The sequence below is a fragment of the Pararhizobium sp. LjRoot235 genome, assembly GCF_964254145.1.
Lineage (GTDB): Bacteria > Pseudomonadota > Alphaproteobacteria > Rhizobiales > Rhizobiaceae > Pararhizobium.
Map to the genome: position 1 here is coordinate 3,300,075 of NZ_CAXUSP020000001.1, position 21,703 is coordinate 3,321,777.

Annotated in this window: 22 protein-coding genes; 7 read left to right on the top strand and 15 right to left on the bottom strand. The window is 62.3% G+C overall.

The window, feature by feature from the left end; translation table 11 throughout:
• Positions 1 to 37: 37 nt before the first annotated feature.
• Entirely contained in the window at positions 38 to 1,951 is a 1,914-nt protein-coding gene (locus tag ACSQ2Z_RS16170) for a methyl-accepting chemotaxis protein (protein WP_436082120.1), read from the bottom strand.
• Positions 1,952 to 2,651: 700 nt separating this feature from the next.
• On the opposite strand from ACSQ2Z_RS16170, the gene ACSQ2Z_RS16175 reads away from it, so the two are divergent.
• A complete protein-coding gene (locus ACSQ2Z_RS16175) occupies positions 2,652 to 4,745 on the top strand; it encodes a S9 family peptidase (RefSeq protein WP_436082121.1) in 2,094 nt (697 codons plus the stop codon).
• On the opposite strand, the gene ACSQ2Z_RS16180 is transcribed toward ACSQ2Z_RS16175, so the two are convergent.
• Positions 4,723 to 5,052 carry a type II toxin-antitoxin system RelE/ParE family toxin gene (locus ACSQ2Z_RS16180; RefSeq protein WP_436082122.1) on the bottom strand — a complete coding sequence of 110 codons (330 nt, stop codon included), beginning with the start codon at positions 5,050 to 5,052 and terminating at the stop codon, positions 4,723 to 4,725. The two genes, ACSQ2Z_RS16175 and ACSQ2Z_RS16180, sit on opposite strands and share 23 nt — an antisense overlap.
• On the bottom strand, positions 5,052 to 5,315 hold the full coding sequence (locus tag ACSQ2Z_RS16185; protein ID WP_436082123.1) for a ribbon-helix-helix domain-containing protein: 264 nt from the start codon (positions 5,313 to 5,315) through the stop codon (positions 5,052 to 5,054). Before ACSQ2Z_RS16185 ends, ACSQ2Z_RS16180 begins: the two co-directional genes overlap by 1 nt.
• Positions 5,316 to 5,540: 225 nt before the next feature.
• Here ACSQ2Z_RS16185 and ACSQ2Z_RS16190 point away from each other — a divergent pair, with 225 nt between their 5' ends.
• The 3 genes from ACSQ2Z_RS16190 to ACSQ2Z_RS16200 all read left to right on the top strand — a co-directional run bounded on the left by ACSQ2Z_RS16190 (position 5,541) and on the right by ACSQ2Z_RS16200 (position 9,350).
• Positions 5,541 to 6,068, top strand: coding sequence for a DUF1697 domain-containing protein (locus tag ACSQ2Z_RS16190; RefSeq protein ID WP_436082124.1), 528 nt, complete (start codon positions 5,541 to 5,543; stop codon positions 6,066 to 6,068).
• A gap of 209 nt (positions 6,069 to 6,277) precedes the next feature.
• Entirely contained in the window at positions 6,278 to 7,600 is a 1,323-nt protein-coding gene (locus ACSQ2Z_RS16195; protein ID WP_436082125.1) for a pilus assembly protein TadG-related protein, read from the top strand.
• A gap of 238 nt (positions 7,601 to 7,838) precedes the next feature.
• On the top strand, positions 7,839 to 9,350 hold the full coding sequence (locus tag ACSQ2Z_RS16200) for a protein adenylyltransferase SelO (protein WP_436083103.1): 1,512 nt from the start codon (positions 7,839 to 7,841) through the stop codon (positions 9,348 to 9,350).
• A gap of 14 nt (positions 9,351 to 9,364) precedes the next feature.
• Here the strand turns inward: ACSQ2Z_RS16200 and ACSQ2Z_RS16205 are convergent, their stop codons facing one another.
• The 3 genes from ACSQ2Z_RS16205 to bla all read right to left on the bottom strand — a co-directional run bounded on the left by ACSQ2Z_RS16205 (position 9,365) and on the right by bla (position 11,032).
• Positions 9,365 to 9,604, bottom strand: a complete 240-nt coding sequence (locus ACSQ2Z_RS16205) for a hypothetical protein (RefSeq protein WP_436082126.1) — start codon at positions 9,602 to 9,604, stop codon at positions 9,365 to 9,367.
• 134 nt (positions 9,605 to 9,738) lie between these two features.
• Positions 9,739 to 10,029, bottom strand: coding sequence for a DUF3175 domain-containing protein (locus tag ACSQ2Z_RS16210; protein ID WP_436082127.1), 291 nt, complete (start codon positions 10,027 to 10,029; stop codon positions 9,739 to 9,741).
• 121 nt (positions 10,030 to 10,150) lie between these two features.
• The gene (bla, locus tag ACSQ2Z_RS16215) at positions 10,151 to 11,032 is read right to left on the bottom strand and encodes a class A beta-lactamase (protein ID WP_436082128.1); all 882 of its coding nucleotides are present in this window, start codon (positions 11,030 to 11,032) and stop codon (positions 10,151 to 10,153) included.
• Positions 11,033 to 11,406: 374 nt separating this feature from the next.
• Between bla and ACSQ2Z_RS16220 the strand changes: the two genes are divergently transcribed.
• On the top strand, positions 11,407 to 11,910 hold the full coding sequence (locus tag ACSQ2Z_RS16220) for an N-acetyltransferase family protein (RefSeq protein WP_436082129.1): 504 nt from the start codon (positions 11,407 to 11,409) through the stop codon (positions 11,908 to 11,910).
• 81 nt (positions 11,911 to 11,991) lie between these two features.
• Here the strand turns inward: ACSQ2Z_RS16220 and ACSQ2Z_RS16225 are convergent, their stop codons facing one another.
• The 5 genes from ACSQ2Z_RS16225 to ACSQ2Z_RS16245 all read right to left on the bottom strand — a co-directional run bounded on the left by ACSQ2Z_RS16225 (position 11,992) and on the right by ACSQ2Z_RS16245 (position 14,912).
• The gene (locus ACSQ2Z_RS16225; protein ID WP_436082130.1) at positions 11,992 to 12,333 is read right to left on the bottom strand and encodes a type II toxin-antitoxin system HicB family antitoxin; all 342 of its coding nucleotides are present in this window, start codon (positions 12,331 to 12,333) and stop codon (positions 11,992 to 11,994) included.
• Positions 12,330 to 12,584 (bottom strand): type II toxin-antitoxin system HicA family toxin, encoded by a 255-nt coding sequence (locus ACSQ2Z_RS16230; protein ID WP_436082131.1) that lies wholly within the window; start codon positions 12,582 to 12,584, stop codon positions 12,330 to 12,332. The genes ACSQ2Z_RS16225 and ACSQ2Z_RS16230 overlap by 4 nt, the downstream gene beginning before the upstream one ends.
• Before the next feature lie 43 nt (positions 12,585 to 12,627).
• Positions 12,628 to 13,494 (bottom strand): c-type cytochrome, encoded by an 867-nt coding sequence (locus tag ACSQ2Z_RS16235; RefSeq protein ID WP_436083104.1) that lies wholly within the window; start codon positions 13,492 to 13,494, stop codon positions 12,628 to 12,630.
• 151 nt (positions 13,495 to 13,645) lie between these two features.
• On the bottom strand, positions 13,646 to 14,089 hold the full coding sequence (locus ACSQ2Z_RS16240) for a c-type cytochrome (protein WP_436082132.1): 444 nt from the start codon (positions 14,087 to 14,089) through the stop codon (positions 13,646 to 13,648).
• 184 nt (positions 14,090 to 14,273) lie between these two features.
• Complete coding sequence (locus ACSQ2Z_RS16245) at positions 14,274 to 14,912, bottom strand: LysE family translocator (protein ID WP_436082133.1); 639 nt, start codon at positions 14,910 to 14,912, stop codon at positions 14,274 to 14,276.
• 132 nt (positions 14,913 to 15,044) lie between these two features.
• On the opposite strand from ACSQ2Z_RS16245, the gene ACSQ2Z_RS16250 reads away from it, so the two are divergent.
• Complete coding sequence (locus ACSQ2Z_RS16250) at positions 15,045 to 15,740, top strand: helix-turn-helix transcriptional regulator (RefSeq protein WP_436083105.1); 696 nt, start codon at positions 15,045 to 15,047, stop codon at positions 15,738 to 15,740.
• A 134-nt stretch (positions 15,741 to 15,874) separates the two neighbouring features.
• Here the strand turns inward: ACSQ2Z_RS16250 and otnK are convergent, their stop codons facing one another.
• From otnK to ACSQ2Z_RS16270, 4 genes are all read right to left on the bottom strand, one after another.
• The gene (gene otnK, locus ACSQ2Z_RS16255) at positions 15,875 to 17,155 is read right to left on the bottom strand and encodes a 3-oxo-tetronate kinase (RefSeq protein WP_436082134.1); all 1,281 of its coding nucleotides are present in this window, start codon (positions 17,153 to 17,155) and stop codon (positions 15,875 to 15,877) included.
• A gap of 3 nt (positions 17,156 to 17,158) precedes the next feature.
• Complete coding sequence (gene otnI, locus ACSQ2Z_RS16260) at positions 17,159 to 17,935, bottom strand: 2-oxo-tetronate isomerase (protein ID WP_436082135.1); 777 nt, start codon at positions 17,933 to 17,935, stop codon at positions 17,159 to 17,161.
• Between the two features lie 12 nt (positions 17,936 to 17,947).
• Positions 17,948 to 18,889, bottom strand: a complete 942-nt coding sequence (gene ltnD / locus ACSQ2Z_RS16265) for an L-threonate dehydrogenase (RefSeq protein WP_436082136.1) — start codon at positions 18,887 to 18,889, stop codon at positions 17,948 to 17,950.
• Positions 18,890 to 18,959: 70 nt separating this feature from the next.
• On the bottom strand, positions 18,960 to 20,276 hold the full coding sequence (locus tag ACSQ2Z_RS16270; protein ID WP_436082137.1) for an MFS transporter: 1,317 nt from the start codon (positions 20,274 to 20,276) through the stop codon (positions 18,960 to 18,962).
• Positions 20,277 to 20,527: 251 nt separating this feature from the next.
• Here ACSQ2Z_RS16270 and ACSQ2Z_RS16275 point away from each other — a divergent pair, with 251 nt between their 5' ends.
• A complete protein-coding gene (locus ACSQ2Z_RS16275; RefSeq protein ID WP_436082138.1) occupies positions 20,528 to 21,526 on the top strand; it encodes a LacI family DNA-binding transcriptional regulator in 999 nt (332 codons plus the stop codon).
• Positions 21,527 to 21,703 lie beyond the last annotated feature (177 nt).

The following is a 21,703-nucleotide window of genomic DNA, read 5'->3' on the forward strand; positions in this document are numbered from 1 at the left end:
TGCGGCCGTTTCCAGATGTGGTGCCTTGGCCGGAGGTTCAGGCCGCGTAACGGGTACGCTGCTGCGGCTGCGACGACCTGCCTGTTTCCTCCAGCTTGAAGCGGGCAAGCAGGGTCTGCAGCTGGCGGCTTTCGTCGGCGAGCGTCTCGCTGGCGGCCGTCGTCTCCTCGACCATGGCGGCGTTCTTCTGGGTCATCTGGTCCATGTGGTTGACCGAGGTGTTGATTTCGGCAAGCGCAGTTGCCTGTTCGCGCGCCGCGGTCGCGATGCTGTCGACATGGTCGTTGACGCGCAGGACGAGCTTCTCGATTTCCAGCAGGGCATCGCCCGTTGCCCGCACCAGCGAGACGCCGCCTTCGACTTCCGAGGCAGACGCGCTGATCAGCGTCTTGATCTCCTTGGCGGCATTGGCGGAGCGCTGCGCCAGTTCACGGACTTCCTGGGCGACGACGGCAAAGCCGCGGCCGGCTTCCCCTGCCCGCGCCGCTTCGACGCCGGCGTTGAGGGCAAGCAGGTTGGTCTGGAAGGCAATTTCGTCGATGACGCCGATGATCTGGCTGATCCGGCTCGACGAACCCTCGATGCGGCTCATGGCGCTGACGGCATCGCGGACGATCTCGCCCGACTTGCCGGCGCTCTCCTTGGTTTCGCGCACCATGTCGCGGGCTTCGTTGGCGCGCGAGGAGGAGGCGCGGACGGTGGCGGTGATCTCGTCGAGGGCTGCGGCGGTTTCTTCCAGGGCTGCAGCCTGCTGCTCGGTGCGCTTCGACAGGTCGTTTGCGGCGGAACTCAGCTCGGCGGAGCTTTCCTTGATGGTACCGGCGGCGCCACGGACATTGTGCATGGTCGAACGCAGCGTCAGCATCGTCGCATTGACGTTCTGCTGCAGCTCGGCAAACGCGCCGAGGAACTGGCCTTCCATGCTCTGCGACAGGTCCGCATCGGCAAGGGCCGCAATGACGCGGCGCACTTCGCTGACGGCCTGGTCGATGCTGCCGACCAGTTCGTTGACGCTGCCGGCGAAGCGGTTGAGATCGTCGTTCTGGTAGTCCTTGCCAATACGGCCGGTGAAATCGCCGGCAACGGCGGCCGCCACGACGGCGCTGATGCTCGATTGCAGATCGCTGCTGAGCGCATGAAGGGCTGCTTCCTGAGCCTTCATGTCGCGCATCGCCAGCGCATTGCGGCGGAAGACTTCGACGGCGCGGGCCATTTCGCCGATCTCGTCCTTGCGTTCGGCATCCGTGCCCGTGTTGTCGAGGTTGCCCTCGGCAAGGCGGCTCATGGCCGCCGTCAGGCTGCGCACAGGTGCGGCGATCCCCCGGCGCGCGACGAGAAGGCTCGCCACTGCGCCCAGCACGATGCAGGCCGCGGCCGATGCGAGGGCGATGACCAGTGCCAGCGACGAGGACTGGAGAGCGTCCGCGCGGGCCGTGGCAAGCGTGTTGCCCGAATAGGCGCTGTATTCCTTGACGGCGCTGGTGACGGTCTTTTGGGCGACGAGCGCCTTGTCGAGCCCGGCCTTGATCGCAGCGCCGTCCTTGCCGCTCTTTTCGGCCACATCGACCATGGCGCGGATTTCGCCGAAATAAGTCTCGAGCGTCGCGCGGATCGTCTGCAGCTGCTTGAGTTCCGTTTCATCGGCCGCCGCTTCGATCTTCGGCAAACGCTCCAGCATTTCCTTCGAGCGTTTCTCCGTTTCCGCGCGGAAATCGGCCGCCTTTTCAGGCTCTGCGGCGAGCTGGTAGGTCATGCGGCTGATGGCGATGATATCGACACGCAGGTCCATCGCCTCGCGCGCGACTTCCTCTTTCGCGCCGACCGACACGATGGCCCGCTCCAGTGCGGAGATTCCTTTCGCGCCGACAAAGGCGATGACCAGCGAGGACAGCCCCATGACGAACACGACGAGGCCGATCTTCTGGAGAATGGAGAGATTGCGAAAGGTCATGACGGAACTCCGGCAGGGCCGACGGCCCGCAAGCTGAACGAAAAAATGGGAGGTTCAAGGCATGATGCCTCTGACAGAGCGCTGGGGGAAACCGACATCGCGCCTGAGGCGCAATCTGAAGGAATTGCGCTAACGTACGGTTAAAGCTTTTCTATGTGAAATCGCGGCCTGCGGATCGAAGATGTTTGCGACAAACTCCCTCTTCTCCCCGGCGGGGAGAAGTGCCGAGCGTATGCGAGGCGATGAGGGGGTCTTTCGGCAAATTCGGTGCCAGCCGCCCCCCTCATCCGGCCCTTCGGGCCACCTTCTCCCCACTGGGGAGAAGAGACAGGCGGCGGCCTCCGTGATCCCCTCTCCCGCTTGTGGGGAACGCATGGGGGCGAAGGCGATTGCGACGAACTCCCTCTTCTCCCCCGCGGGGAGAAGTGCCGAGCGCATGCGAGGCGATGAGGGGGTTTTCTCGGCGATCTCGGCGCCAGCCGCCCCCTCATCCGGCGCTTTGCGCCACCTTCTCCCCCCGGGGAGAAGAGGCAGCAAGCCGTAAATCCATATGTGACAGGCCCCGCCCTCAACCGGGGGAGATTGGCGCAAGGAGGCCGCCCACGCAGATCTCTGCAACAGCGCGCGCTTTTTCCTTGAACCTTGCGCACCCGGCCTCTATCTCCGGTGTACAACCCTCGCATTTTCCCCGGAGTCATCCTTGTCCATTTTCAAGAATCTGCCCGCCGCTCCCGCCGCTCAAAAAAAGCCGGTCACGGACACCCGTCATGGCATCACCCGGACGGACGACTATGCCTGGCTGCGCGCCGACAACTGGCAGGCGATGTTCAAGGACCCCTCGATCCTCGATCCGGACATCCGCAAGCACCTCGAAGCCGAGAACGCCTATATGAAGGCGGCGATGGCCGATACCGAGGCGCTGCAGAAGACGCTGTTTGCCGAAATGAAGGGCCGCATCAAGGAAGACGACAGTTCCGTGCCGATGAAGGACGGACCTTTTGCCTATGGCACGTTCTTCGTCACCGGCGGCGAGCAACCCCGTTATTTCCGCATCCCCCGCGATGGCGGCGAACGGAAGGTCCTTCTCGACGGCGACAAGGAGGGCGACGGCAAGGCCTATTTCCGGCTGGCCGGCATCGACCACTCGACCGACCATAGCCGCGGCCTCTGGGGCTATGACGACAAGGGATCGGAATATTACACGCTGCGCATCCGCGATCTTGCAACCGGCGAGGACCTAACCGACGTCATCGAGAACACCGGCGGCGGCGGCGCCTGGGCGCCGGATGGCAAGAGCTTCTTCTACACCGTGCTCGACGACAACCATCGACCATCGAAGATCTTCCACCACATCATCGGCACACCGCAGAGCGACGACCGGCTGGTCTACGAGGAGGAGGATCCGGGCTTCTTCATGGGCGTCGGCGGTTCGATGCTCGATGATTTCATCTACATCGACATCCACGACCACGAGACCAGCGAATACTGGCTCTTGCCGACGTCGGACCTGATGGCCAAACCTAAGCTTGTCGCGTCGCGCGAAACGGGTCTCGAATATTCGCTGACCGAGGGCGGCGATGTTTTCTATATCCTGACCAATGCGGACGGCGCCAAGGATTTCAAGATCATGCAGACGCCGGTTGACAAACCCGGCCGCGAAAACTGGACCGACGTGGTACCGCACACGCCGGGCCGGCTGATCCTCTCGCACATGGCCTTTGCCCGTCACCTCATCTGGCTGGAGCGAGAAAACGGCCTGCCTCAGATCAAGATCCGCGACCGCAGGAGCGGCGAGGAACACGCGATCGCCTTTGCCGAGGAAGCCTATTCGCTGGGCTTGTCCGGTGCCGGCGAATACGACACCGACGTGATCCGCTTCTCCTACTCCTCGATGACGACGCCGAGCCAGCTCTACGACTACAACATGGCGACGCGCGAGCGCACGCTGCTGAAGACGCAGGAAGTGCCGTCCGGCCACAATGCGGATGACTACGTCACCCGCCGCGTCATGGCGCCGTCATGGGATGGTGCGGAGGTTCCGGTCACCCTGCTCTATCGTCGGGATACGCCGCTCGACGGCTCGGCACCTTGCCTGCTCTATGGCTACGGCGCCTATGGCATCAGCATTCCGGCCGGCTTCAACACCAACTGCCTGTCGCTTGCCGATCGCGGCTTCGTCTATGCCATCGCCCATATCCGCGGCGGCAAGGACAAGGGTTTCCAGTGGTACGAAGACGGCAAGATGGAGAAGAAGACCAATACCTTCAAGGACTTCATCGCAGCGGCCGACTATCTGAATCAACAGAAGTTCACCTCTTACGCAAACATCGTCGCCGAAGGCGGATCGGCCGGCGGCATGCTGATGGGCGCGATCGCCAACATGGCGCCGGAGAAGTTCAGGGGCATCATCGCCGCCGTGCCCTTCGTCGATGTGCTCAACACCATGCTCGACGACACGTTGCCGCTCACCCCGCCGGAATGGCCGGAATGGGGCAATCCGATCGAGAGCAAGACGGCCTATGAGCGCATGGCGGCCTATTCCCCTTACGACAATGTTTCGGCAAAGCCCTACCCGGCCATCCTGGCGCTCGGTGGGCTCACCGATCCGCGCGTCACCTATTGGGAGCCGGCCAAATGGGTGGCCAAGCTGCGCGAAAAGACCACCGGCTCCCAGCCGATCCTGATGAAGACCAACATGGACGCCGGCCACGGCGGCGCCTCCGGGCGCTTCCAGCGGCTGGAGGAGATCGCGTTCGAATATGCGTTTGCGATCAAGGTTGCGGGGAAGATGTAGGCGTACGCATCAAGGCCTCATAGTCCCGGCTTCCCGACAGGATGTTCGTGATGCGGATGGTTTCGTTTTGAACGACGTAGAGAATGACGATACGATGCTCGAAGACAGCCATCCGCAATCCCGGCCAGATGTCAGGACGCTCCACATGGGCAAGTGGCGCGATACCGATCTCTTCGCATTTCCTTCGGATGCGTCGCACATAGTTCAGCGCGGTGTCACTACTGCCGCTTTTTTCCAGAACATACGAGAAGATCATGCGCAAATCCGCATGAGCGGTTTTTCTGAAAACCACTTTGTGCGGCTTCATCAATGGCGATTTTCTTCGGCCAGTTTTTCCAGCCAATCATCCATCTCGTCCATACTGATGTCCGCAGAGCCATCCCCCAGCGACCCGGCAATTTTCGACCGGATCGATACCAGCCTGAGCTCATCGTCACTTTCACGTTGAAGCAACAGTTCCACGGCCTCCTGCAGCACATCACTGGTGGAGGCATAGCCGCCAGCCTTCACCCGGCTCTCAATAGCGTCCACCATCTCGGACGGCAATGATATCTTCAATATCTCGTTCATGGCCGATCTCCAAACCCGACAGCCAAAGTAAGGCGAGCGTGACAAGTTGGCAATTCTTCAGCAACAATTTCGGGAACCGACTGCGGCGGCTTGTGAGCAGACCGAGGCCGCATCCGGCGGTACGGCCTGATCAAGAAGCACCGCCTGGGGCCTGTGCTGCTTGATTGGCAAGGGCGCCTCTCCGCATTAATCTGCACCCGACATAGTAATGGAAAGAGAGATCATATGCCTGTCCATATCGCCCTTCTGCGCGCCGTCAATGTCGGTGGAACCGGCAAGCTTGCCATGAGCGACCTGAAGGCGCTTTGCGAGAAGGCCGGCTTCTTGGACGTGAAGACCTTTATACAGAGCGGCAATGTGCTGTTCTGCTCCGATCTCTCCGCCACTGATGCCGCGAGCGTTCTGGATAAGGCGCTCGCCGAATTCATGGGCAAGGCACCGGGCGTGATGGTGCGCAGCCGCAGCCAACTGGAAGCGATCGCTGAGAACAATCCCTTTCCGGATGCCAAACCGAACTACCTGATGGTCAACTTTCTGCCGGAGGCCGCGCCTGCCAATGCCCTCGACAAACTCGTCGCGCCTGATGGCGAAGAGGTGCACGTGGCGGGCCGAGAGATCTACGTGCATTATCCCAATGGCTCCGGGCGCTCGAAACTGAAACTGCCGGCGCTGAAGCATGCAACATCGCGCAATCTCAATACGGTGCGGAAACTGGCGGAGCTTGCGGCGGAGATGGAAGGCGCCGGCGGCTGAGAGGCGATGTTGTTCCGGCGCCTGGGTCTCAGGCGCTGCGGACCAGATGGGAAATTGCAGCGCCTGCCCGGCAACAGACGATGGAAGGCGAAATCCGCAAAGAAGCGTTTGCGAAAACCCATAAAATCTTAATGGTTTCTTTCATCTTTCTAACATTAGAGATCAGTAACATTCCCTCTTAATTGCCAGTCCATATAGAGGGGGTAGCTATGCGGGGGCCATTCAAAGCGTATATCGATCATTTCCTTGGTGACGAATCGGGTAATTTTGCCACTCTGACTGCCATTGCATTCGTTCCGGTCATCGGAGCCGCTGCTGTGGTGATTGATCTTGGAGCCGCCCACGTCGAAGCAGCGAAACTGCAAGCGGCGCTGGACAGCGCGGCCCTTTCGGCAGTCCGCTCCTTCGGTGAAGGCTCCAGCGAAGACGAAACGACCAAGGAAGCAAGTGACATCTTCTTTGGCAATTTCACTGTTCCGGCAAATTCCGAGCCGTTGCCCGAGGAAGACGGCTTGTCGAGTTTCAGCCTGACGCTCGCTCACGGCGCGTTCGAGGATACGGCAACCGCGGCCTACGGTTTCAACTACAAACCCATGTTCCTAGAGCGGCTTCCCTTCGAAATCAGTAAACGCGCCGTTGCCGCCCGGGTGCCCGGAATAGAAGCGTGCATCCTTGCCCTCCACCCGACGCAATACAGGTCATTCGAGGTGAGCGGCAGCGCGGATATCGATATGAGCGGCTGTACCATCACGGCAAACTCCACCGACGCACAGGCGATCTATGTCGGCGGCTCGGGCCGCTTGAAAGCCGAGTGCCTCTATTCTGCCGGCGGCATATCGATCGATCCCAATGCGGTACAACTGGCCTGTCCCGAACCGCATGAGAAATCGTCAAGGGTTCCGGATCCATTCAAGTACAAGAAACTCCCGCCGGCCAGTTCGTGGATCAGCCTCTCGGGCTGCGGCCAGAATTTCGTCGGCGGCGGTGGCGGCAATGGAAATTGCAACGGCACCGGACGGACCCCGAACGGAAACAATGCCGGTTATGTCGTCACCTTGAAGCCGGGAACCTATGGCGGCCTCGACCTCAAGGGCAAAATAAATCTCGAGCCAGGCTCCTACCTCATCGATGGCGGCTCCCTGCAATTGACCAGCCAATCGGTGGTGACCGGTCACGGTGTCACGTTTTTCCTGATGAACGGCGCCAGCCTCCTCATTCACGGCGGCGCCACATTCGATATCTCGCCATCGCTCTTGGGAGACTGGGCCGGGTTTTCGATCGTTGCGGAGCATGGAAACACGCAATCAGCCGTGATCAACGGCAACAGCTCGTCCTCGCTGACCGGGATCGTCTACATGCCGGACACGCAGGAGATCCAGTATTCCGGGAACGGCGCCACGGGCGGAGAGTGTATTCGCCTGGTCGCGCAGGAGATCACCCTGACCGGAAACAGCTATTTTAAAATGAACTGCGACCCGGAGCTGGCAAATACGACAATCAACAACCCGGGTGCGATCCGCCTCGTGCAATGACAAAGGCGCGGCAGTGCCAGCCTCTCGACATCGAGGGGCTGGACCGCACGCTCGGCGGGACGCCGACACGCCAGCCCTGAGCAGTCAGGCACACGGGGCATGACTCCATCGAACAGCGGCGGAAAACAAGGCCTTGCAATGCAAGCCCGCACGCACGATATCCGGCTCACCAACCGTTAGCGGATGCGATATCATCGGCAAGCCGCTGACCGAGACGGTATTCGGTGTAGAGGACAGCATGGACCATAGCCAACCGAAATCCGAGAGAACCGCCGCGATTGCGCCGATCCCCTTCGACAACAGCTATGCGCGGCTGCCGGAGCGTTTTTTCGCGCGCGTCCATCCGACGCCGGTGGCGGAACCGTGGCTGATCAAGTTCAACCGGCCGCTGGCTGAAGAGCTTGGCCTTGATGCGGATGCGCTGGAGCGCGATGGTGCTGCGATCTTTTCCGGCAACAGTGTTCCCGAAGGCGCCGAGCCGCTGGGCATGGCCTATGCCGGTCACCAGTTCGGCCAGTTCGTGCCGCTGCTCGGCGACGGGCGGGCGATCCTGCTCGGCGAGGTGATCGACAGAAACGGCGTGCGTCGCGATATCCAGTTGAAGGGCGCCGGCAAGACGCCCTATTCACGCCGCGGCGACGGACGCGCGGCGCTCGGACCGGTGCTGCGGGAATATATCGTCAGCGAGGCGATGCATGCGCTCGGCATCCCGGCGACCCGGGCGCTGGCGGCCGTCGTCACCGGCGAGCCGGTCTATCGCGAGCGAGTGCTGCCTGGTGCTGTCTTCACCCGCGTCGCGGCAAGCCATATCCGCGTCGGCACCTTCCAGTTTTTCGCCGCACGCGGTGACGCCGAGGGCATCAGGACGCTGGCCGACTATGTGATCGACCGACACTATCCGGAAATCAAGGGACAGGAGCGCCCCTACCTGGCGCTGCTTGAGACCGTCGCCGAGCGGCAGGCTTCGCTGATTGCCCGCTGGCTGCATATCGGCTTCATCCATGGGGTGATGAACACCGACAATTGCGCCGTCTCCGGCGAGACGGTCGATTTCGGCCCCTGCGCCTTTCTCGACGCCTATGATCCGGCCAAGGTGTTCTCCTCGATCGACCAGGGCGGGCGCTATGCCTATGCCAGCCAGCCGGCGATCGGCCAGTGGAACCTGGCGCGGCTGGCCGAAACGCTGTTGCCGCTGTTCGACCCCGACGCTTCCGAGGCCGTCAATCTCGCCAATGACGTGATCGCCGGCTATGGCCCACGCTTCCAGACCCATTGGCTCACCGGCATGAAGGCCAAGATCGGCCTGACGCAAGACGAAGACGGCGACCTCGATCTCGTCCAGGGCCTGCTGTCGCTGATGAAGGACGGACAGGCGGATTTCACCCTGACCTTCCGGCGGCTTGCCGACGCGGCCGAAAGCGAAGCGGCACAGAAGGCATTTACAACGAGCTTCCGCGACCCGGCGGCGGTGACGCCCTGGCTTGCCGACTGGCGCGCCCGGCTGTCGCGCGAGGCGCAGACGCCGCATGAACGGGCACAGGCGATGCGGCTGGTCAATCCGGCCTATATTCCGCGCAACCACCGGATCGAGCAGGCCATCCGCGCTGCCGAGGACGAAGGCGATTTCTCGCTGTTCGAGGCGCTATTGAAGGTCCTTGCGAAGCCCTACGAGGATCAGCAGGGCTTCGCAGCCTATGCCGCGCCGCCAACGCCCTCCGAGGAAGTGGTGAGGACGTTCTGCGGCACGTGATGCCCATTGAAAGCCTATTCCCAGTCCGTGCTTCCGATTGCCGTGCAGCCATAGGGCGGCAGGCGGTCGTGGAAATTCGCCTTCAACTGGGCGCAGCCCCATTTGCGCAATGGTTCCGGCATGCGGCTGTTCAGCTCGATGCCGACTTCGTCCAGCGGGTCGCTGGTATTGGTGACATAGATCCACCAGCGCGCCCCGATCACCGCGACAACGGCAACAACTGCAACCAAAAGAACAAACAGCAATCTCTTCATATCAGCCTCGTTGTGAATCACGATGCCGACGATTTACTGCATAACTTCCAAAATCGGAATCGATTTAAGGCGTTACGCGGCTGTTTCAAAGTGCTACAGCGCCCTTTACACCTCATACGGCGCGGCGCTGTATCCTATTTCGGATCGCGGCCAAAATCCTTCCGCAATTCGCCCTTGGCGTCTTCCAGAACCTTCTTCTGCTTCTTCGGCAGGTTCTTGCCGGCCCGGTTGATGTAGAAATTCAGCATCGACATGGCGGATCGAAACGGGTTCGATTTGCGCCGGTCGCTCTCCTCGGCCGAATGCTTCAGGGATCGCGCGATTTCTTCGGGATCATGCGACCGGAACACGTCCTTTTCCAGATCCAGGGCGTTGCTGGTCTCGGTCACGTGTTTGGACCATTTCTTCTGCTTCTTTTTCGGCATTGTCCGCTCCTTCGATGACGTTCGAAGAAAACCGGCTGGCGCGCTCGATTGTTCCATCAATGCACGGAGCACACGAGGCCCGTGTTGCCCATAGGTACAGGAAATTTCCCGGGGCGGCCCGTCACGCCATCGCGACGATCAGTTTGCCGACCTCGGCGAAGATCGGCTCGAGCTCCTTCACCTTCCTCGTCGCCTCGGCGATATAGACCGAGGCCAAAATCGTGTGGCCCTCGCGCGGCCGCATGAAGCCGACATCTCCCGCTTCCCCATGGCCGCTGGTGCCGGTCTTCTCGCCGATCGTCCAGTTGGCGGGAAGCCCTGCCCTCAGCCGCCGGTCGCCTGTCCTGTTGGCGACGAGCCAGGCGGCGAACTGGTCGCGGGATGGCGGCGAAAGCACGTCTTCGAGCAGCAGTTTTCCCAGTGTTCGCATCATCGCAGCCGGCGTCGTCGTATCGCGCGGATCGCCCGGCTTTGCCTCGTTGAGGGCGGGTTCGGTGCGGTCGAGCCGCGTCGTTTCGTCGCCGATCGACCGCAGCCAGGCCGTCAGCCCGTCCGGCCCGCCGAAACTCGCCAGAATGAGGTTGGCGGCGGCATTGTCGCTGTAGGTGACGGCTGCGTCGCAGAGCTCGCCGACCGTCATTGTGTCGCCGACATGTTTTTCGGCGACCGGCGAATGGGAGTGGAGATCCGCCTTCGCAACGGCGATGCGCCGGCCGAGCATCTCCTCGCCCTTGTCGACACGCGCCAGCACGAAGGCGGCAGCAAGCGCCTTGAAGGTCGAGCACATTGCAAAGCGCTCGTCCTGGCGATGAACGAAGGAAGCATTGCTCTTCGTATCGAGGACGGAAACGCCGAGACGACCGCCGGTGCGCTTTTCCAGGCTCGCAAGCTGCAGAGTGATGTCGTTTTCGGCGGAAAAGGCGGTGCCGGCATCGAGGCCGACGGCGGGAAGAAACAAACCGGAACCGATGACGAAGGACCGGCGGCTGAGCGTGAACGACATGCGATGGGTTCTCCCGTGATGAATCTGGAAGCGACGGCAAGCCATTGATAAGAAGTATGAATATTAGGCACTTCTCAATGCACGACGCTGTCGCTGGTCAACGATCGGTAGGCCGCGAATGTGGCTGCTCTTTGCTGGATGGCGCCTGCCGATCTTGTTTCGACCATAAAAATTAACAGCGGCTCGATTTCCGGTTGACAAAATTCCGGAAAAGACGAAATTGCCCGCCATGATCAGAACCGTAAACATCGCCCGTTGGTATTTTACGCTGCTCCCATAGGTGCGGCTGACTGATCTCGTTCAACAAGCCGCCATCAGGCGGCTTTTGTTTTTGGACGGCACCTGATGGCGGGAAGCCCTTCAGGAGCCTCGACATGCTGCAGACCGCCATCCCGACACATCATGCCCATCCCGCCACGCGCGCGCCGATGGTGACCATCCGCACCGCCAAGCCGCGCGACTTGGCCGAGCTCCGCGAGATGATCACCGAGCTTGCCGCTCATCACGGCGATGCCGCTGCTGTCACCCCGGAACATCTGGAACGCGACCTGTTCGGCCGCATGCCGTGGATCACCGCGCTGGTCGCCGAAGCCGCGGGCGAACTCATCGGTTACGCCATCCTCGTGCCGCTCTACCGCGCCCAGCAGGGCGCGCGCGGCATGGAATTGCATCAGCTCTACGTCCGCCCGGCCCACCGCGGCACCGGCATCGGCCGCCATCTCGTCGCAAAGGCCCGCGAGCATGCCCGCATGGCAGGCGCCACCTACCTCTCCGTCAGCGCCGCCACCGGCAATTTCCAGGCGCACCGCTTCTACGAATCGGAAAATTTCACGCCTGGTCCGGTGACCGGCATGCGCTATCTGCAGACGCTGGCGTGAGGAAGCGCGGTTTCGAGGCTCCAAGGCGATAGGCGCGTCCGCAAGGTCGCGCCTTGCAGTCACGACAGAGGAAGGCCCAGTTCAAGCCGCTTTCGACGCCGCGGCTTTTGCCAGCACCTCTGCCGCCCATTGATTGAGGCTTTTTCCCGAGAGTTCCGCCGCCTTGGCTGCCTGGGCATGCACCTCCGGATCGACACGGAACATCATCTTGCCGGAATAGGGCTTCTGCGGGTCCTTGCCGATCTTCGCGCAGGTTTCGATATAATCGTCCACCGCCTCATGAAATGCTGCCTTCAGGTCTGCCACCGTGTCGGCGTGGAAACTGATGCCATCGGTAATGCCCGCAAGCTTTCCGAAGAAAATCTCGTCCTCCGCATCATATTCGATACGGGCTGCATAGCCCTTGTAGGACATAGTGTTCATGGGTTTACTCCTATGCGAAGCAGCAAGTCCCGCGCCGCGCGCACTTGATAGCGCTTGGCTTCCTTCGCTGGATGCGGACGGTGAAAACTCTCCACATCAGTTGCGAAGGAAAATCTTACACGCGATCCGTTGCCCTCGATGACGGTACATCCGACAGCCACAAGAAGGCTTTCGATGTCTGCCCAGTCGATCGTGCCGGATACCGGTTCCTTGAAGATCGCGGCAAGCGTCTTCCTGTGCTTGCTGTTCATGCTATCACTTTAATGAATGCTAGCAATAATCGCAAGCGCTTCACTACTCCCTCCCCGGCACCGCCTTCAAATAGGCCCCAATCGCCTCGCGGTCGCTGGCGGGCAGTTTGGCCATGTTCTTCTGCACCTCGACCATCGTCCCGCCGACCGAATCGAAATCCGGCGTGAAGCCGGTTTCGAGGTAGTTGACGATATCGCTTTCGCTCCAAGCGCCGATGCTCTTCGAGCCCGGCGTGATGTTGGGAATGCGGCCTTGACCTTCCGGGTTTGGCGCACCGGCCAGCCACTGGTCGGTTTCGAAGCCGCCGAGGGCGTTGCGCGGGGTGTGGCATTCGCCGCAATGGCCTGGGCCTTCGACGAGATACTGGCCGCGGGCGAGCTTCGGATTGCCGGTGTCAACCGTCGCGCGCGGCTTGTCGGTGAAGAACAGGAGCTTCCAGCCGCCGAGGACCACGCGAATATCGTAAGGAAACGGCAGCTCGTGCGGCGGCGTAATATTGGCGCTCTTCGGCAGGGTCTTCATGAAACCCCAGAGATCGTTGATGTCCTTCTGCGGCAGCCGGGCATAGGAGCCATAGGGAAAGGATGGATAGAGATGTTCGCCGTTCCTGCCGACGCCGCGTGTCATCGCATTGCCGAAATCGGCGAGCGTCCAGCTGCCGATGCCGGCGGTTTCGTCCGGGGAGATATTGGGAACGTGGAAGGTGCCGAACGGGCTCTTCAGCGGCAGCCCGCCGGTCAGAACCAGCTTGGCGTCGCCTTCCGATTTCGGCGCCGCGTGGCAACTGGCGCAGCCGCCCGCCCAGAAGACCTGTTCGCCATTGGCAAGATCCGGTTCGCCGAGGCTTTCCCAATGGGCGGCCGGCCAGGGCTCGGGCTTCATCAGGAACCAGGTGACACCACCGGTCATCGCGCCGAACAGCACCACCGCCGATATCAATTTGCGAACCCGTGCGCCCATAAACCCTGCCCCCTGCTTCATCCGGAAAACACCTTTGGCGCGCCAGGCTCAGACCCGGCGCGCCAAAGGATTATATATTCGGGGGGATGCGACGCGCGTCTCACTTCTTGAGGCGGTAGGTCTGATGACAGTCGCCGCAATTCTTGCCGATGACGCCGAGGGCTGCGCCGACAGCCGCCTGATCGGCCGGAAGCTGGGCGAGCGTCGCATCGATGTCGCTGCCAAGCTTGGCGGCCTTGGCCTTGAAGTCGGCCATGTTTTCCCAGATCTTCGGGCTGGCTTCCGTCTCCATGCCGGTTTCCGAGCCTGCCGGGAACTGATCGGGGAAGGCCTTGACGTTCTTGCTGATCGTTTCCAGCGACGCCGTGACCACGGCGCCGTCGTAGGGTTTTTCCCCCTTGGCGATGGCGACAAGCGCGCCCACCGATTGACCGACCCCCTTCATCAGACCCTGGCGGACCTCCTGCGGCTCTCCGGCCGCCATCACTGCGGACATGCCGCAGCCAGCGATCGCAATGGCAATAAACACGGTTCTCAGTTTCATGAAATTCTCCTGGTCCGACGCGGCCGCAACGGATTCCGCCTCGGCCATTCCTCTCAATGCGCCGGCATGATTGCATTTTGCGTTCACGAAGGAAGTAACATTTTTTTGAGACCGAGTTTATGACGGGTTGCCGCAACAGATTGAATTAACGGGAGTTTCTCACTCATGTTTTTTTGACGTTGCCTTAAGCAATGGACCTCCAGCCCTGCCAGGCGGTCAGAGCCGCGACGACAATCAGGACCACGCCGGCCATCTTCCCGATCAGCGCCGTTCCACGCGGGCTGGCGACCAGCATGTCGCGGCTGCGCCCGGCAGCAAGTGCAAGGCTGCCATAGACCGCCAGCTGTGTGACCGAAATCATCACCGCCATGATCAGCGCCTGCGACCACAGGGGACCAAACTGCGGTTTCAGGAACTGCGGATAGACGGCCAGCATGAACAGGTAGGCCTTGGGATTGAGGATGCTGGTCAAGGCACCGCGGCGAAAGCTCGTCCACAGCGACAGCCGGGCACCCGGTTCGACCGAGGCGATGGCGATGCTGCTTCTCACCAAGGAAAAGCCGATCCAGCCGATATAGGCGGCCCCGAGCAGCAGCAGCACGTTGAAGAGTTGCGGCACCATGTGCAGCAGCAGGCCGACGCCGAGCGCCGCATAAAGCGTGTGGAAGACACCGCCTGCCATGATGCCCGCCGTCGCCGTCAGGCCAGACGCCCGGCCGCCCGTCAGCGCATTGGCCATGACGAAGACCATGTCCATGCCGGGCACGATGATGATGCCGAAGAGAAGGGTGAAGAAGAGCCAGAGATTTTCCGCGTAGGTCATGTCAGTTGTTCCGTCCGTCAGGAGATGTGCGCAATTGGCGCACTGTTTGTTTTTCAAGCACTTGCGGACATGCTATAGCGTCACCCAACTGACAGGGTTCTGTCAGGAGCGTTTCGTGGCATGAGGAAAACCGTGCGCAAGGCATCGCGACTGTTCGAGATCATCCAGATCCTGCGGCTGGCGACGAAGCCGGTGACCGCGGCACAAATCGCCGAGAACCTCGAAGTCACCGTCCGCTCGATCTACCGCGACATCGCGGCGCTTCAGGCAATGCGGGTGCCGATCGAGGGCGGGCGTGGCATCGGCTATATCTTGAGGCCCGGCTTCGACCTGCCGCCGCTGATGTTTTCCATCGAGGAGACGGAGGCGATCGTGCTGGCGCTGGCGCTTCTGGAGCGCACCGGCGACGACGAATTGAAGGACGCTGCCAAGCGCGTCAACCAGAAGATCGCCGGCGCCATGCCCGCGCCGCTCAGGCAAGCCATGCGCTCCAACGCGCTGCATGCCTGGGGCACGATTGCGCCGCCACCCTCGGGTCTCGACTTCGCCATGGTGCGCCGGGCGATCCGCGACGAGCAGAAACTGCGCATCGATTATCGCGACGAATTCGGAAGGCCAAGCACGCGCACGGTCCGGCCGCTGGCGCTGATCTATTATTCCGCGACCGCCGTAGTGGTCGCCTGGTGCGAGCTGCGCACCGCTATCCGCAATTTCCGGGCCGACCGGGTGGAACGTTGCGAGATGACGGACAGTCATTTTCGCGGCGAAGGCGACGGCTTGCGGGATTTGTGGATCAGGGGATGGCGGGTGAACAGTGCGGTGCCCTGACACGGGGGGCTCCCGCTGCCGCTCCCCCAATGTCGTCATCCTCGGGCTTGACCCGAGGATGACGGAGGCAGCGGCCTTCCCACGCCGGATGAGAATGCCCCCAGACCGCCGCGGAGTGCCGGCTGAGTCCCCCCTCAGTGCATCATCGCCAGCGCGGCCGTGAAGAAATCCTCGCCGCCGAAGTTTCCGGATTTCAGCGCCAGGAGCATGTCGCCCTGCGCATTGCCGACCGTTCGCAATACCGGCACGCCGGGCGCGATCTCCGGGCCGATCAGGAAGGCGGGAATGGCGAGCCTGTCGACCGCGGCGCCGGAGGTTTCGCCACCGGCGATCACCAGGCGCCGCACGCCTCTTGCCACCAGTTCGGCGGCGATGATCGACGTCGCGGCTTCGATCGCGTGACCCGAGGCTTCCCGTCCATATTGCGATTGCAGCCGCGAAACCGTCTCCGGCGACGCGCTCGCGGCAACGACGACGGGGCCGGCGGAAATGCGGTCTCCAGCCCAGGAAATCGCCGCGGAAATCTCGTCCGGGCCGGCAAGCAGCTTTTCCGGGTCGAGCCGCAGGACGGGCATCGAGCGTTCGGCCACTTCGAGCTGCCGCAGCGTCGCTCTGGAGCAACTGCCGGCAACGATCGCCGAAAGCCCGCCGACGGGGCGAATGGCGTCGGCCGTGTTTGCGGCTCCAGAAGGTACCTGGCCGGAGCGGACGAGCGCGCGGGCAAGGCCGAGGCCAAGGCCCGATGCGCCGGTGGATACCGCAGTTTCAAGCGCGATCTCGCCGAGCGTTTCAAGATCCCGTTCGAAGATCGCATCGGCGATGGCCGCGGTGACGCCCGCCTCACGCAGGGCATCGAGCCTCGCCTTGACGGCGCCGGGTCCGGCCGCGACGGCAGCAAGATCGACAAGCCCGATGGCGCCTTGTGATTGTCGGGCGAGAACCCGCACGAGATTGGCGTCGTGCATCGGATTGAGCGGGTGGTCCTTGAGCGGGCTTTCATTCAGCGGCTGTCCGCCGACGAAGAGATGGCCGAGATAGACGGTGCGGCCCGTTTCCGGAAAGGCAGGTGTCGCCAGCACCAATCCGCCACCGGCAGCAGCGCTCAGGGCCTCCGTCACCGGACCGATATTGCCGGCATCGGTGGAATCGAAGGTCGAGCAGATCTTGTACAGCACATGGGTCGCGCCCCGCTCGCGCAGCCATCGGTCGGCTTGCGTCGCCGCAGCCACGGCGTCGGCGGCCGCAACCGAGCGGATTTTCAAGGAGACGACGACCGCGTCGACATCAGGCAACGCCAGGGACGAATCGGGAATGCCGACCGTCTGCACGGTGCGAAGGCCGTTCCTCGTCAGCGTGTTGGCAAGGTCTGACGCGCCGGTGTAATCGTCGGCAATCGATCCAAGCAGAATGGTCATCAGCTAGCTCCGTGCAAAAGGTCTGAACCAGTCGAGGCCGTCCAGCGTGTGACCCCGGGGGATGTATTCGCAGCCGACAAAGCCGCTGTAACCGAGCCTGTCGATTTCCTCAAACAGATAGGGATAGTTCAACTCCTCCCCGTCCGGCTCGTTGCGTGACGGCACGCTGGCGATCTGGATATGGCCGGTGATCGGCAGGAGGCGGCGCAAGGCCATGACGACGTCGCCATGAAGGATCTGGCGGTGATAGATGTCGAACTGGAGCTTCAGGTTGGGCAGGCCGAGTTCCGCGATCAGCCGCTCGGCGGCGCCGAAATCATTGAGGAAATATCCCGGCATGTTTCGCCCGTTGATCGGCTCAAGCAGAAGATCGATGCCTTTTTCCGCAAGCCGCCCGGCGGTATAGGCGACGGAGCGCCGGTAAGATAAGGCGGCGTCCTGGTCATGGGGATCGGCAAGGCCTGCCATCAGGTGCAACCGCTTCACGTCTGTCGCCGCCGCATAGTCGAGAGCGCGCTCGACATCGACTTTCAACGCATCGAACCGGCCGGGAAGCGCCGCGATACCCCGCTCGCCTCCTGCCCAGTCACCCGGCGGCAAGTTGAACAGCGCTTGCTGCAGATTGTTGCGGGCAAGCCGCTCGGCGATTGCCTCCGGTTCGGCTTCATAGGGAAAGAGATATTCGACGGCGGCAAAGCCGGCATCGGCCGCGGCGTCGAAGCGGTCGAGAAACGCCCATTCGTTGAACATCATCGTCAGGTTGGCGGCGAAAACCGGCATGGTGGGGTTCCTTTACGGCTTCTGCGGCTCTTCGGCCGCACCGGGCAACGCTGCGCCCGAGAGCTGGGCATAGAGGCGCGCTAGCGAGGAATCGTCATCACGGCCCATGCCCGCGCCGGAGGCGGCGAGATACATCTGCAGGGCCGCGGCCGCGAGCGGCACCGGATAGCGCTCGGAGCGGGCCATGTCCTGAACGATGCCAAGATCCTTGACGAAAATCTCGATGCTGCTGAGCGGAGTATAGTCTCCGGCCAGCACATGCGGCACGCGGTTTTCGAACATCCACGAATTGCCGGCCGAGGCGGTGATCACCTCATAGACCTTGTCGAGATCAAGGCCCTGCTTGGCGGCGAAGGTTATCGCCTCGCAGGCGGCTGCGATATGCACCCCGGCAAGAAGCTGGTTGATCATCTTGAAGGCGGCACCGGTACCGGCCGCGTCGCCGAGTTCGTAGACCTTGCCGGCCATGGCGTCGAGCGCCGGGCGGGCCGTGTCGAACGCCTGTCTGGAGCCGGATGCCATGATCGTCAGTTGGCCGCTCGTCGCCTTGGCCGCGCCGCCCGAAATCGGCGCATCGAGGTAATAGAGGCCGAGAGCCTCCGTCCGCTGCGACAGGTCGCGTGCGACGGCGGGATCCATGGTTGCCGAGGAGATGAAGACGGCACCGGGCTTCATCGTGCTCGCAATACCCTCGGGGCCGAACAGCACGGCCTCGGTCTGGGCACCGTTGACGACCACGGAAACAACGATATCGGCCCCCTCTGCCACACCGGCGGGGGTGGCTGCGCCACGACCACCCTCGGCGACGAAGCGGTCCACCGCCGCGGGCGTGATGTCATAGCCGACGACGTCGAGACCCGCGCGCTTCATCGACCGGGCCATGCCAAGCCCCATGGAACCGAGACCGATGACGGCGGCGACGACGGTGCCTGAGCTTTCAGCAAACGGTGACATGACGTTGTTCTCCTGTCTTGTGATGGGAAGAGCTGCCCCTCCGGATGTGGCCATCCGGAGGGGCAGATGTCTAGCGATTGACGGTTTTCGCCGGAACCTTCAACACGGCCACCGAACCAATGACCAGAGCTGCCGCCAGAAGATACATGCCGGCGCTGTTGGTGCCGGTAAGGTCTTTCAGATAGCCTACCAGGAACGGCCCGAGAAATCCGGCGAGGTTGCCGACCGAATTGATCCAGGCGATGCCGGCCGCAGCCCCCGCGCCGGCGAGAAAAGCCGTCGGAAGCGACCAGAAGAGCGGCGCGCAGCTGATGGCGCCGGCAGCGGCCAGCGAGAGGCAGACGATCGAGGCCGTCGTGCTCGTTGCCATGGTCGCGGCGACAAAGCCGCCGGCGGCGATGAGCGCGGGAATGACGAGGTGCCACCGGCGCTCGCGCAACCTGTCGGCGGAGCGTCCGAGCGCCAGCATGGCGACGAACGTGCAGATATAGGGGATCGCGGAAATCAGGCCGATATTCACGTTTCCGGTGACGCCGGAGGCCTTGACGATGGACGGCATCCAGAAATTCAAGCCATATTGCCCGAGCACGAAGCAGAAGTAGATCAGGCACATCAGCCAGACACGGCGGTCGGTCAGCGTTCCAGCAATGCTGTGGGGGCTTGCGACCTTGGCCTTGTTCTCCGCCTCGATATTCGCCGTCAGCACAGCCTTTTCCTCATCGTCCAGCCATTTCGCGGCACGGATCGTATCGTCGAGGTAGAAGAACGTGGCGACGCCGAAAAGGATGGCCGGAATGGCTTCGATGAGGAACATCCACTGCCAGCCGGAAAGGCCGTGCGTGCCGTGGAAACTGTCCATCAAGAGGCCCGAAAGCGGATTGCCGAAAATGGCGGATATCGGGATCGCGGACATGAAGGTGGTGATGATCCTGGCGCGGCGATTAGCCGGATACCAGGCGGTCAGGTAGAGAATGATGCCGGGGAAAAATCCGGCTTCGGCAACGCCCAGCAGAAAACGCAGGACATAGAACACGGTTTCCGACGAGGTGAACATGAAGGCTGCGGAAATGATGCCCCAGGTCAGCATGATACGGGCGATCCACACCCGCGCGCCGACCTTGTTCATGATGACGTTGCTCGGCACTTCGAACAGAAAATAGCCGATGAAGAAAATGCCTGCGCCGATGCCATAGGCCGCTTCCGAGAGGCCGAGTTCGCTCGACATCTGCAGCTTGGCGAAGCCGACATTGACGCGGTCGAGATAGGCGACCACGTAGCACAGCATCAAAAATGGCACGATCCGCCAAAATACCTTGCCATAGGCACGATCTTCCACCGCCTGTGCGGCGTACACGCCATCGACTGGCGCCTGCGTTTGCAGCGTCATGATTTTCTCCTCCAGTTGTTGCCGCGGCTCCCGAAGGTCCTCCCGCGGCACGCCAAGCCATCTTTTGGCAGCGCTGCCATTTTCTTTAACGCATTTTGGCAGCGCTGCCAATACAAAATTGGTAGCGCTGCCAAAAAATTCTTGCTTCTTGGCGCGAGCGGTGAAAAATGAGGGCAGCGCGGCGAGCGTCATCGAACGGATGATTGCTTAGTGGCTGAAGCGTGCGCCCCAAGGCTGGGTCAAAAGTGACGATGGAATTCAAACACCAGGCGACAGTGACGCTTGCCGAGGTCGCCGAAGCGGCCGGCGTCGGCGAGAGCACGGTGTCGCGCGTGCTGCGCAACCACGGCTCGTTTTCCGGCAAGACGCGGGACCGGGTGATGGCTGCGGTCGAGCGGCTGGGCTATGTGCCGAACCGGATCGCGGGAACGCTGGCCTCCACCTCTTCGCGTCTTGTTGCCTTCGTCATTCCCTCGCTGTCCAACATCGTCTTTCCCGATGTGCTGCGCGGCGCCAGCGCCATTCTGGAGGAAAACCGGTACCAGGCGGTTTTCTCCGTCACCGACTATGATCCGGGCAAGGAGGAAGCGCTTGCCGCCGCGATGCTCGCCTGGCGGCCGGCGGCCGTCATGCTGGCGGGATACGAGCACACAAACGGCACCGTGAAGATGCTGCGGGCAAGCGGTTGCCGGATCGTCGAACTGCTCGATGTGGACGGTGATGCGCTGGATCTGGCGGTCGGCTTCTCCAACCGTGCGGCCGGACGCGAAAGTGCCGCCTTCCTGCTCAAGCGGGGCTATCGCCGGATCGGCTATGTCGGCCACGACCTGAACCGCGATACCCGCGCCGGCAAGCGGTTTTCCGGCTTTTGCGAAACGCTCGGCGCGGGCGGCGCCCCCCTCGCCGACCGCGAAATCCTCGTGGGGGCATCATCCGTGGAGAACGGCAGGCTGGGGCTGGAGCGGTTGCGTGCCCGGACGCCCGGGCTCGATGCGGTTTATTTCTCGAACGACGACATGGCACTGGGCGGTTATTTTCACTGCCTGGCGCGGGGGATTTCGATCCCTTCCGAGCTTGCCATATTCGGCTATAACGGCCTCGATATCGGCCGCGCGACGCCGCAGCCGCTTTCGACCATCCGCACGCCGCGCGTGGCGACCGGTCAGGTGGCGGCACAGCTTGTCGTCACCAACGCGCCACCCCAGGTTGTCGATCTCGGCTTCGAACTGATCGAAGGGGCAACCGCCTAGTGCGATAAGTTCCCTCTTCTCCTCCGCGGGGAGAAGTGCCGAGCGTATGCGAGGCGATGAGGGGGGCTTCTCGGCGATTTCGGTCGCCAGCCGCCCCCTCATCCGGCGCGCAGCCTGTCCTCGGGCTTGCCGACGGCAAGACCCGGGGGCGCCACCTTCTCCCCGCCGGGGAGAAGA